The 13,478-nt window shown below is 42.5% G+C and carries 6 protein-coding genes and 1 pseudogene; 5 read left to right on the top strand and 2 right to left on the bottom strand.

What is annotated here, in order from left to right; all coding sequences use genetic code 11:
- A pseudogene (locus A1D16_RS05915) lies at positions 1–642 on the bottom strand (hypothetical protein); the annotation flags it as partial.
- Between the two features lie 111 nt (positions 643–753).
- Between A1D16_RS05915 and A1D16_RS05910 the strand changes: the two are divergent.
- Positions 754–1,221, top strand: a complete 468-nt coding sequence (locus tag A1D16_RS05910; protein ID WP_290708365.1) for a hypothetical protein — start codon at positions 754–756, stop codon at positions 1,219–1,221.
- Here the strand turns inward: A1D16_RS05910 and A1D16_RS05905 are convergent, their stop codons facing one another.
- Positions 1,222–2,220, bottom strand: a complete 999-nt coding sequence (locus A1D16_RS05905) for a LacI family DNA-binding transcriptional regulator (protein ID WP_290708364.1) — start codon at positions 2,218–2,220, stop codon at positions 1,222–1,224.
- Between the two features lie 298 nt (positions 2,221–2,518).
- On the opposite strand from A1D16_RS05905, the gene A1D16_RS05900 reads away from it, so the two are divergent.
- The 4 genes from A1D16_RS05900 to A1D16_RS05885 all read left to right on the top strand — a co-directional run.
- Positions 2,519–5,515 carry a SusC/RagA family TonB-linked outer membrane protein gene (locus A1D16_RS05900; RefSeq protein WP_290708363.1) on the top strand — a complete coding sequence of 999 codons (2,997 nt, stop codon included), beginning with the start codon at positions 2,519–2,521 and terminating at the stop codon, positions 5,513–5,515.
- Between the two features lie 19 nt (positions 5,516–5,534).
- Positions 5,535–7,055, top strand: a complete 1,521-nt coding sequence (locus A1D16_RS05895) for a RagB/SusD family nutrient uptake outer membrane protein (protein ID WP_290708362.1) — start codon at positions 5,535–5,537, stop codon at positions 7,053–7,055.
- Between the two features lie 68 nt (positions 7,056–7,123).
- Complete coding sequence (locus tag A1D16_RS05890) at positions 7,124–10,447, top strand: VCBS repeat-containing protein (protein WP_290708360.1); 3,324 nt, start codon at positions 7,124–7,126, stop codon at positions 10,445–10,447.
- 1 nt (position 10,448) lies between these two features.
- Positions 10,449–13,478: VCBS repeat-containing protein (locus tag A1D16_RS05885; protein ID WP_290708359.1), on the top strand; the 3,030-nt coding region annotated here is incomplete at its 3' end.

Genomic DNA, 13,478 nt, shown 5'->3' with positions numbered 1-13,478 from the left:
CACGCACACACTGAAAGGTATTGGAGCCTGTTTCAAGCAGCAGATGTCTCTTGTAACCGAGGAATTGTGGTGCTTTCGCCAGGCATCTTCATAGCCTTTACGATCCTGAAAAACGATGGCTGTACCCTTGCTGTTGTAGCGGGCAATATCCATACCTGCTGAACTCAACAAAATAGCACGGCCCCCTTTAACTGCAACGGAATAGAGATTCTGGAAAAGCCGCGGACTGTAGAACCGGATGTTTTTTTCCGGAACAGAACGGGCACTGCCAAATATCACCTGCTGGCCATCCGGCGAAAAATCGAAGGGGAAATCTGGTGAACTATGGTGTGTTAGGCGGGTTGGTGTACCACCTGTAGCGGGCATAATAAAGACGTCGAAATTTCCGTAACGATCGGAGGCAAAGGCAATGCTTTTACCATCCCTGCTCCAAACGGGCATCATATCCTGTGCTTCGTGGATGGTGAGTGGTACAGCTATACCACCGCCGGCATCTACCCGGTAAATATCGCCCTTGTAACCGAAGGCAATGGTTTTGCCATCCGGGCTAATAGCCGGGTATCGCATCCAGAGAGGGGCTTCCTGTGCCTGAAGTCCCGCTGAAAATAAAAGGGTCATCAGCCCTTTAAAAAGGTGTTTCATGCTACATCTGTTTAGTGCCTTAAAGGTAAGGATCGATTAGCTGCAGAACCATCTTTAAACAAAGCTGTTTAATATGCTGTAAGCAGGAGAAATTTATAAAAACAACGAACTATGGCAACAATCCGGCTCGAGTTGATCAGTGCTTTGCGGCAGGCTGCGGCAAATCTTCGAAATGGGGCTTATTATGCCTGGGGGCACCATGGTGGCTGCAATTGCGGGCACCTGTTGCAGGTAGTAACCAGGCTGAGTAAGGAGGAAATTCTACAGTATGCGCACAGTGGCACCGGCGAGTGGACCGAAATTGCTGAAGAATATTGTTCTGTTACCAATGTGCCCCTGGGGCTATTAATGAGCAAATTGCAGGAAACCGGTCTGACGCCAACCGATATACATAATATTGAATACCTGGAAGACCGGGCCGTACTGAACGCCCTGCCCGGTGGATTCCGCTGGTTAAAACGCAACCAGCGAGAAGATGTGATCGTATATTTCGAAACCTATGCCCAGTTGTTGGAAGATAAACTGCTGGCACAGGTACCCGTGGAAAGTCTTTTTGAACCCATCGGCGAACTGGCCTGATTAACCGGCGTTCACCAGCCCTATTTCCAGGTAATGGGTTTCCGCTGCGATGGGCAGTTTCCGGATCAGTTGGAAAAGCAGGCCAGCGGCAGCAGTACCCATTTCAAATCCGGAGGTTTTCACATAAGGGAATTGAAATGGCAGGTAGCTGGGTAATACCCCGTCGCTTATTCCCACCAGAAACAGGTCTTCCGGAATGCGGATCTTTTCCTGGTAGATGACCTGGACGATGCCGGAAAGCAGCTCATCGCTCATAGCAAATACTGCTGCAGGCCGATGATCCGATTGCCAGGCAAGCCGGAATGCGGTACGGGCTGCTTCCGGGTTATCTGCAACAACAAGTTCAACAGCCTGTTCGGGCCAGTTTAATGCCTGGATGGCTTCCTTAAACCCGGTCATCCGATCCTCGGTAATGGAAAGACGGGTGTCGGCAAAAATACCCATAATGCGCGACCCTGTCGCAATTGACCTGCCTAAGGTGTTGGCCGCCAGTAGCGCGGCATCTTTTCCGGGCATTACCACCTGGTGCGCCAGGGAGTTATGAATGACTTTATCAAAAAACACAATGGGTACTTCTGCGGCCATTAATTCCTGAAAATGTTCAATATCATGGCTTTGGCGGGATAAGGATACCAAAACGCCGTCTACTCCCATATTGGCGCATATTTCCGCGTTTTCTATTTCGCGGTCGATGCTGTCGTTCGAGTGTAATACCAGCAGGTTATATCCTTTGGCGTGGGTGGCTTCTTCCACCGCTTTTATCAGGGAAGGAAAGAAAAACGGGGCTATTTCGGGGATAATAAGCCCAATGGTATGGCTGCTGCCCCTGCGGAGGTTAATCGCCATATGATTGGGCTTATACCCCATTTTATCGGCCAGTTGCTTAATGGTTTCCCGGAGACTGGCGCTTACGTCCGGGTGGTTTCGCAGGGCTCGGGAAACGGTGGATGGATTGATATTTAGTTTCCTGGCTAAATCTTTAATGGTAATTCTGGCCACAAAAATGTTATTATTTAATAAAAACTTGATAATTTTAAATCAATATGTAACTTGTACACAACAAACGATTGCGAAACCGTTTGCTGGCCAAAAGGTAAAAAACTCTTAATAAAAAGTTGGAATTTGATTGCAGATGCTGTGGAAGTGTGTAGCGAATGGGGGGATGAAGAAGCAGCATTAAAGTTTTCTTGATTGCCTATAAAAGACCGGGTAGTTCCCGGGATTTGGGTAGTGTGGTTTAATAAGTTTTATATGAAATCAATATAAAAACCGTCACAAAAACCAAAACAAAACAACTATGACTGTTGCATTGCCACGATGGGTAGGGAGGCTCTCCCTTTTCCTACTCTGTATTTTCCTCGGCTCCTCTATCCAGGCCCAGGAACGCGTCCTCACCGGAAAAATCACCGATTCAAAAGATGGTACACCAATTATTGGTGCTACTGTTACGGTAAAGGGAACTACCATTGCTGCCTCTACAGATGCCAGTGGTAATTTTCGATTGTCTGGTGTATCTGCTGATGCCAAAACCCTGGTTATTTCATCAGTAGGCTTTGGGACCAAGGAAGTTGCCATTTCGGGAGATGAAATTTCGGTAGCCCTTACATCAAGTAATGATGCGTTAAATGAAGTGGTGGTAGTGGGCTATGGAACTGCCCGTAAAAAAGACCTGACCGGTTCAGTTGCGCAAGTGAAAGAAAAGGATTTTAATCAGGGTATTATGAATGCCCCTGATCAGTTGATCCAGGGTAAAGTGGCTGGCGTTCAGGTTTTAAATAATAGTGGTCAGCCAGGAGGACAAACGTCGGTAAGGATTCGCGGAAATGCTTCCGTTAGAGCTGGAGGGCAACCTCTGTATGTGGTGGACGGGGTTCCGTTGGATGGTAGATCTGCACGTCCGGGACTTGATGCAAGAGGCTTAGGAGCATCCCCAGACGCCAACCCGCTTAATTTTTTAAACCCGGCTGATATTGCCTCTATGGATGTATTGAAAGATGCGTCTGCAACGGCAATTTATGGATCCAGGGGTGCAAATGGGGTAGTATTGATAACAACCAAGCGGGGTAAAAGTGGTGCTCCTAAAATTGATGTAGGAACTCAGGTGGGATTTAGTGAAATACTAAAAAAGCTGGAAGTTTTGTCGTCAGCTGAATATCGTGATGCCCTGAGCACTTATTCTATCTCGGGAAATGACTGGGGTGGAAATGTTGATGCAATGGATGCGATAACACGTAAAGGGCTTTTTCAAAATTATAACGTAAGTGCAAGTGGTGGAAATGAAAATGCCCGGCTTCGTTTATCAATGGGATATTACGATCAGGAAGGTATAATTATCAAATCAGGCATGAAGAAATATACGGCTAACCTGAACGGTAATTTTAAGTTTCTGGAAAGTAAAAAATTGGGACTGGATATCAATGTTATTACTTCTCAGGTTGTAGAAGATATTGCTCCCATTGCTACGAACTCCGGTTTTGAAGGAAGTTTAATAGGCCAGGCCTTACAATGGAATCCCACTCGTCCATTAAGAAATCCTGATGGTAGTTTAAATATTAAAGGAGGCGGATTCCCCAATGCGAATATTAACCCGCTGGCGGCATCTGAAGCATATAATGACAATTCTAAAACAACCAGCGTTCTTGCCAGTATTTCTCCCTACTTCAAATTCAATAAAAATCTTGAATACAGGATGTTGTTGAGTGTTAATTATGGGTCTGGAACGAGAAGAACAGAAATTGCCCGGTGGATAAATATTCCGGGGGTTGAAAATCTTGGATGGGCTACCGCACAAAACAGCGAACTTACTACTACGCAGTTGACACACACATTGAACTATAACAAACAACTGACTGATGCGCTGTTTTTTTCAGGTACCCTTGGTTATGAATATATGAAATTCGGTAATCGTGGATTTGGTGCAGGCGCTGAAGGATTTACGTCCAATGCAATACCTTATACGAATTATCTGCAGGGCTCGAATTCAGCCAATCGGGGTTTGGGCGCATTTGCAGATCCGTCGTCTGAATTACAATCTTTTTTTGGTCGGGTAAATTTCAACCTGAAAGATAAATATTTGCTGACAGCAACATTCCGTGCGGACGGATCCAATAAATTTGGAGAGAACAACCGGTACGGATACTTCCCTGCATTAGCCGCCGCCTGGAATTTGTCTAACGAGGATTTTATGAAAGGATCCAAAGTTTTTAATAACCTGAAATTGCGGGCAGGTTGGGGTATTACCGGAAACCAGGAATTTCCTGCGGGTTCTGCACAAGACAGGTATGCTTATACCGGAGCTAATGGAGCGTTTGCCCTGGTGAATGTGGCCAACCCAGATTTAAAATGGGAAACTTCTGAAACTTACAACTTTGGCGTAGATTATAGTGTTGCCAATAATAGGCTGGATGGTTCAATTGAATACTTCATAAAGAAAACCTCCGATTTGCTCTTCAATTTCGAAGCGAAACCGCCAGCGCCGGCATCCCGTTATTGGGTTAACCTTCCGGGCGAAGTAATCAACTCAGGATTGGAATTTACTTTGAATTACCGGGCAATTGATAAAAAGGATTTTCAATGGAATCTGGGTGTTTTTGCTTCATTCCTGAAGAATGAGCTCAAAAATTATACTGGTCCGAACGTATTTACAGGAGCAATAAGCGGACAGGGATTAACGGGTGCATTTGCACAACGTATGGAAAATGGACAACCATTGAATGCCTTCTTTATGGGTCGGTTTATAGAAATCGATAAAGACGGACAAGCAATTTTTGAAGGAGGTGATCCAAACAATAATGCCAATCGATTTTTTGTAGGTAATCCTAATCCAACTACACTGCTTGGATTCAGTACAACCCTTGCTTACAAGAAATTGAGCCTGAACATGAATATGAACGGTGCTTTCGGTCATGATATCTATAACAATACGACCCAGGCAACGCTGGCTATTGGTAACCTTAACAATAACCGAAATATTGCCCGTACTGTATATAACAAAAACCTCTTGGAAGATCCTGCCAATTCTCAGCCTGTTTCCACTCGCTACATGGAGAAAGGAGACTACTTTAAAATGGCTAATATGACGGTTTCGTATTTTGTTGGTGATGTTGGGAAAAGCTTTAAGGGGCTGAATGTTTTCCTAACCGGGCAGAATTTGTTTATACTTACAAATTACAGTGGTTTTGATCCGGAGGTTAATACTCCTAAGCCCTTGGATGGGGTGCCTTCCTTTGGTATTGAATATACTCCCTATCCATCTGCAAGAAGTTATATGATAGGTTTAAGTGTTTCACTTTAATTTTAAACTATTTTTCAATATGAAATCTATAGTAATAGCAGCAACTTGTTGGATGGGAGTTGGACTTCTTACAGGTTGCACAAAGCTGGATGAAAAGCTCAATGCGGAATTAACGCTTGAGCAGGCGCAGGAGATAGCCGATATTAACGGTTTGCTCCGTGGATGTTATAACTCATTCCGGGGACCCTTCCAGGATCAAACCGGTGTATTTGCCTTACAGGATATGTCATCGGATGATTGTATAGGACCTACCCGAGGTGGTGACTGGGATGATAACGGTGTCTGGAGGGTTCTTCATACGCATAACTGGGATCCTGAAAATCAACGGATCAGAGAAAATTTCAACAACCTGTTGCAGATTGTATTTAATACAACCAACCTGCTGACTTTTAATCCATCAGAACAAGCCGCTGCACAAGCCTATGCGCTAAGAGCCTATGCCATGTTCTATGTGTTGGATTTATATAATCAGGTGCCGGTTAGGGAGCCTGGAGAGAATCTCCTTAAGGATCCGGAAGTTTTAGTAGGTACAGAAGCACTTAGTAAGATTATTGAAGATCTTGAAGCTGCTGAAGCGAATTTAAGTGAAACTGCACCTCCTACACAGGCAACCAAATGGATGGCCAAAACCATGTTGGCAAAAGCATACCTGAATAAAGGTGTTTATGCGAATCGGTTAGCACCAACCTTTGATGCTGCGGATATGGATAAAGTCATCCAATATTGTGATCAGGTAATAAACAGTGGCAAATTCAAGTTGGAAGACGACTATTTCCTGAGCTTTACATCTGCCAATACTGAAAACTCCAAAGAGATCATTTTTGCTAATAAAAATGATATTGGTGACGGAGGAAATGTGCGTTTTCATTATTACTGTGGAACGCACTATAACCAAACCCCTAGTGGTTGGAACGGATTTGCAACGCTGGCAAATTTTTATGATAAATTTGAAGCAGTTGATCAACGTATCGGAAAAGCTTATCCCGGCTTTACTAATTTGACTGGTATGCGGGTGGGTTTTCTGATTGGTCAACAATTTGACGAAGACGGGGTTGCATTAAAGGATCGTTCTGGTAATAACCTCGTTTTTTCAAGAGATATTGCTCCGGTATTAAGCGGACAAGTAGAAACGCCGGGTATCCGTGTTGTTAAATATGTTCCCAATATGACGGATGATCTGGCAGGAACTGCATCTAACGACTATGTGTTATTGCGGTATTCTGATGTGCTTTTAATGAAAGCAGAAGCACTATTCCGTAAAGGCAATACGGATGACGCGCTGGATATAGTAAATGATCTTCGTGCTAAAAGAGGAGCTACTTCACTTGCTTCACTTACGGCAGATAATTTGCTGGATGAAAGAGGCCGCGAGTTTTACTGGGAGAGCTGGAGAAGACATGATATGATCCGTTTTGGAAAATTCCTGGCACCCTATGGACCAACTAAACCAGGAACTTCTGATAACAAGTATATCGTATTCCCGATTCCTTCCAATGCCTTAGCTGTTAATCCTAACCTGACACAAAACCCGGGTTATTAATTAAATTAGAAATGCGTAAAAAAATGGTCATTTGCTTAAATGACCATTTTTTTTATTTAGTTTGAAGCATGAAGCAATTGTTTCGAAATATGGTGGGGGTGTTGCTCTTGTTTGGAGGCTGCAAGTCTGAGCAAACTAAGGAACCAGCCAGGTTTACCTTAATGAAAGAAGCTGGTGTTGATTTTACCAACACGGTTACAGGTGATGAAAACTTTAATATATTCAGTTATAGAAATTATTATAACGGAGGAGGCTGCGGCGTAGGCGATATCAATAATGATGGCTTACCTGATCTTTTTTTTACAGCCAATATGGGAGCCAATAAACTCTTTCTTAATAAAGGCGATTTCAAGTTTGAAGATATATCTCGTTCTGCTGGTATTGAAGATGCCGATAAATGGAGTACTGGTGTCGTATTTGTTGATATCAACGATGACGGCTGGCTCGATATTTATGTTTGTAATGCTGGCTATAAAAAAGGAATGATTCAGGATAATGCGCTCTATATTAACAATAAAGACCTTACGTTTACTGAAAAAGCAAGAGAATACGGCCTCGCAGATGCCGGATATACCACCCATGCGGCTTTTTTTGATTACGACCTGGATGGAGACCTGGATGCATATATCCTTAATAATAGTTTTATCCCTGTTAATACACTTAATTACGCCAATAAGCGTGATTTAAGGGCAAAGGACTGGCCAGTGGCTGATTTTTTGAAAGGAGGAGGAGATCGTCTTTTGCGGAACGATGATGGTCATTTTACGGACGTTAGCGAAGAAGCTAATATTTATGGTAGTTTAATTGGATTTGGTTTGGGTGTTACGGTAGGAGATGTAAATAACGATGGGTATCCGGATATTTATGTCTCAAACGATTTTTTTGAACGTGATTATCTGTACATTAACCAACAGAATGGGAAGTTCAAAGAGGAACTGGAACTCTATATGCAACATGTCAGCCATTCGTCTATGGGTGCCGATATGGGCGATTTGAACAATGATGGGTATGCAGATATTTTCGTAACAGAAATGCTGCCCGATGATGATTTTCGTTTAAAAACGACCACCACATTTGAACATACGGATATACAACGTTTAAAACAACGATCAGGTTTTTACAATCAATACCTGCAAAACACCCTTCAAATAAATACCGCTAATGGAAAATTTTTGGAAACGGCTTATTACAGCGGGGTGGCTGCATCGGATTGGAGTTGGGGGGGGCTGATTTTTGATGCGGACAATGACGGGCAGAATGATATTTATGTATGTAATGGTATCTACCAGGATGTTACGGATCAGGATTTTATCGACTTTTTCGCAAATGATGTAATTCAGAATATGGTACTCACTGGCAGAAAGGAGGAGGTTAGTGAGATAATTAATAAAATGCCCTCCAATCCGATTGCAAATAAAATGTTCAGGAACAAGGGAGATTTGCAATTCGAAGATATGGCAAAGCAATGGGGGCTTGATATACCTAGCTTTTCTAATGGAGCTGCCTATGGCGATTTTGATAACGACGGAGATCTTGATTTGATTGTAAATACGGTAAACCAACCAAGTCTTATTTACCGGAATAATTCCAGTCAGCAGGATACTTCTGCTCATTATTTGAAGATAAAACTTATCGGAACAAAACGGAACCTGTTTGCGGTGGGTGCAAAGGTCTTACTATATCAGGGTAATGTTATTCATAGCCGTGAACTTATTCCTACAAGAGGATTTCAGTCCTCGGTTGACTACACGCTTCATTTTGGTCTGGGTGTAAATTATAAAATTGACTCCCTCCGGATTGTCTGGCCTGACCGCCATGTAGAGATGTTGAAAAATATTCCTGTTGACACAACGCTGCAATTTACACAAGGAGCGGAACTTCCTGGGTTTACTACCTTAGAACCTCCTGCCCATAAATTTTTTAAAAATAATACACCGGTAGCTTTTAAAACACCTGAGGAGGACGATTATCAGGATATTTATAATGAACGAAATATTCCGGTATTTCTATCCCGGGAAGGCCCGGCTAATGCAGTGGGAGATGTGAATGGAGATGGTTTAGATGATTTGTTTGTGGGCGGTCCAAGTGGTAAGTCGGCCCATCTTTATTTGCAGTCGGGCAATGGCTTTTTAGAAACAGATAGTAGCTTCTGGAAAAATTATGCTTCATTTGAAGATGTAGCAGCCTTGTTTTTTGATGCAGATTCTGATGGTGATTTGGATTTGATAGTTGGTGCAGGCGGTAACAATCAGGCTGCTGGCAGTAAACTACTTCAGCTTAGATTATTTATCAATGATGGGAAAGGGCGGTTTAATCTATCTCAAAATCTATTGCCTGTGAATACCGCAAATACAGCCGTAATTCTTGCTGAAGATTGGGATGGAGATGGTGATCTTGATTTATTTATCGGGAGTCGTTCAGTTCCTGCTCAATATGGATTGTTTCCAGATTCACATTTATGGATTAACGATGGAACAGGAGGTTTCACTGATCAAACAAAAGATATTGCACCTCAGTTGCTTTCTGCAGGCATGATTACCGATGCATGCCTGGCTGATTTGGACGGTGATCAGCATAATGAGCTGGTTATTGTAGGTGAATGGATGGAGCCGCTTTTGCTGCGCTTTCAGGGCAGGCGATTTGAGGCCATGAAAACAAACCTAATGGGAATGTTTGGTTGGTGGCAATCTGTTAAATCGCTGGATGTTGATAAAGACGGGAAAGACGATATTGTATTGGGTAATGTGGGGAAAAATTTTTATCTGCAACCAGACGCTCTGAATCCGGTGAAATTGTGGATCCAGGATTTTAATGAAAATGGCCAAAAGGAAAAAATTCTGACAAGGTCTATTGATGGGAAGGATCTTCCCGTATTTACCAGAAAAGAGTTAACCGACCAGGTGCCTGCACTGAAAAAACAAAATCTCAAACATGAACAGTACGCATCCAGGTCTATTCAACAGTTATTCAGTGCAGAAATGATTTCCGGGGCAACACAGCGGCTTTTCAATTTTAATACATCCATCATAGTTTGGAATGAGGGGGGGGGCTCTTTTTCAATTGAAGAGTTGCCGATTCCTGTTCAATTGTCTTCTGTAAATGCAATTGTTTCCTGCGATATCAATAAGGATGGTTTGCCAGATCTTCTGATGGGGGGGGATAAGTTTGCTTTACTGCCGCAGTTTGGCAGGCTGGATGCGTCTTATGGACATGTTCTTATTAATGAGGGTAGAAGAAAATGGGCCTATTTAAGCGGCCCGGCTGCCGGATTTGAGTACAGGGGCATAACCCAGTCACTCAGTTTACTAAATAGCCGAAGAAAGTATTCTGTTCTTCTTGTTCCCAATAACGACAAACCTCAACTATTCGAATTACTGAACAATAAGAACTGATATGTGGAAATCTGTGAATATAGTGCTTGCGTTGATCAGCTTGCTGACCTCCTGTAATTCAAAAAAAAATCCCACTGCTTTTGATGTAGTTGGATCAGAACAATCTGGTTTAGCGTTTATAAACCGATTGCAATCGACAGATTCACTGAACATGTTTTCATACATGTATTTTTACAACGGTGCAGGAATGGGGGCGGGTGATTTTAACAATGACGGAAGTATTGATCTTTTTTTTGCGGCGAACCAGGAGCGGAACCGGCTTTACCTAAACCGTGGGAGCCTGCGTTTTGAAGATGTTACGGAGGCGGCTTTAATTCCTGATGATAAAGGTTGGTCAACAGGTGTCTCGGTCATTGATATCAATAACGACGGTTTATTGGATTTGTATATATGTCGGGTGGCAACACTTCAAGGCCTTACAGCGGGTAATCAATTATTGCTTTGTACCGGTATCAAAGACGGGGTGCCGCAGTATAAAGAAATGGCCGCAAGTTACGGACTGGACTTTAAAGGGCTCAGTACTATGGCAGCATTTCTGGATTATGATCTGGACGGTGACCTTGATATGTACCTGATGAATCACTCTCTTCATCACAATGGAACTTTTGGAGAACGCAGTTCCTTTCTAGGTACCTATCATCCCATATCCGGAGACCGGTTTTTCAGAAATGAAGGAAGCCGATTTGTTGATGTTACACGTGAGGTGGGCATACATAGTTCTGTCATAGGATACGGGCTAGGGATCTCAATTGCCGATATAAACCTGGACGGGTATCCTGATATTTATATTGGTAATGATTTTCATGAGAATGATTATCTCTATATAAACCAAAAGGACGGTAGTTTCCTGGATAAATCTACCGAACAGTTGCAGCATACTTCCCAGTTTTCTATGGGAGTGGATATTGCAGATATAAACAATGATGCGCTGCCAGAAATTATTTCTGTCGATATGCTACCGGAGGATCCCTATATTTTAAAAAGGTCCCTTGGAGAGGACGAGTATAATATTTCTCTTCTGAAACTCCGGTATGGATATCAGCCTCAATATACCAGAAATAATCTTCAGCTCAACAATGGAAATGCGAGCTTTAGTGAAATAGGATTTTATGCGGGCGTTTTTGCTTCCGATTGGTCATGGGCGCCTCTGTGGTTAGATTTTGATAACGATGGGTATAAGGATCTTTTCATTTCTAACGGTATTCCCAAGCGGTTAAATGATATTGATTATGTAAATTTTATCTCCAATGACGCGATGCAGCGTAAAATTCAATCGGGCAATATAAAAGAGAATGACCAGGCGGTAATTGATCAGTTTCCTCAAATTAAATTGAAAAATAAGTTTTTCCGAAATTCTGGCTCATTGACTTTTTCAGATTGGACTGATTCAGTGGTGACAAATCCACCTACTTTCTCCAATGGAGCTGTATACGCAGATCTGGACCATGATGGCGATCTTGATATAGTTGTAAATAATATCAATGAATCACCCCTTATTTACAGGAATACGCATGAGGGAAAAACAGACAAAAATGTCTATTCTGTACGGTTGTTAGGACAACCTGCTAATCGGAATGCGCTTGGTGCAAAGATTTTGATTTTTTCAGGACAGTCCATTTTTTCTTTTGAAAAGTATCCTGTGCATGGGTTTCAGTCTTCTATGGAACAGGATCTACATCTCGCTTTAGGAAATGCAAACCCTGATTCAGCCTGGATAATCTGGCCTGATCAATGCTTTGAGCGATTTGAGTTTCCTCCGGATTCTACGGGTTTGCTGTTAAAATGGAGAGAAGGCTTGCCGAAATTAAAGCCGGAGGAGTTTCCGCTTATGAGCCCAATAAAACTAATCGGGTTGGATGATGTTACCAAATCAAGCGAAATCTTTTTTAAGCATAGAGAAAACCCTTATATTGAATTTAACCGGGATCCATTAATTCCGCATAGTTTTACGACAGAAGGTCCGGCACTGGCAGTGGCGGATATAAATGGAGATAAACTGGATGATGTCTATGTTGGAGGTGCAAGAAATCAGCCAGGACAACTTTTTATTCAACAATTATCGGGTAAGTTTCAAAAAATGGAGGTGCCGGCACTTACTCGAGATAGTGTATTTGAAGATATAGCAGCTGTTTTTGCGGACGTAAATAAAGACGGATTGCCTGATCTGCTGGTGGCGAGTGGAGGAAACGAGTTCAGTAAATTGAGTACTATGAACCAGCCCAGGCTTTATTTGAATAAAGGAAAAGAGGGCTTTGAGTTGGTGCCCTCTGCCTTTGAATCGATTAAACTTACGGCCTCCTGCATTGTTAGTGCTGACTTTGATGGGGACGGATTTCCGGATTTTTTTATCGGTGGAAGAACGGTTCCTGCAGATTATGGAAGAAATCCTAACTCTTATTTGCTCTTGAATAACAAGAAGAATGGTTTTACAGATGTAACCGCTACATGGTCGAAGGATCTTTCCACAGCAGGCTTTGTAACTGGTGCCCAATGGGCCGATATGAATGGAGATGGGAAAGAAGACCTAGTAGTGACTTCTGAATGGGGCACAGTAACTGTATATCTTCATAGGGGTGATCATTTTGAAAAGAAACAAGTTGGGAAGGAGAAGGGATGGTGGACATCCGTTTTTATAGCAGATATCAATAACGACGGGAAAGCAGATATCCTAGCAGGAAATCAAGGATTGAATAGTCGTTTAAAAGCAAGCTCCAGACGGCCAGTAAGGATGTATTATGGAGATTTTGATCAAAACGGCAAAACAGAACAATTGATTAGTTATTACCTGGGTGAAAAGGAAGTTTTGTTGGCCAGTAAGATGGAAATTGAAAAACAGTTGCCCTTTTTGAAAAAAAAGTTTTTATATGCAGAGGACTTTGCTAAGGCTTCTCTGACAGATTTGATAGGAAAAGAGAATTTAGAAAATTCCATTATGTTTACGGCGGATCATTTTGCAAGTGCAGCTTATATAAACAAAGGGAATGAGCAATTCGAATTAATGGATCTTCCCGGTCAATTGCAATATTTTCCC

Origin of the sequence: Flavihumibacter sp. CACIAM 22H1 (genome assembly GCF_001601815.1) — a bacterium.
Lineage (GTDB): Bacteria > Bacteroidota > Bacteroidia > Chitinophagales > Chitinophagaceae > Flavihumibacter.
Note: the sequence above shows the minus strand (reverse complement) of the source record. Positions and strands in the feature narration are given on the sequence as shown.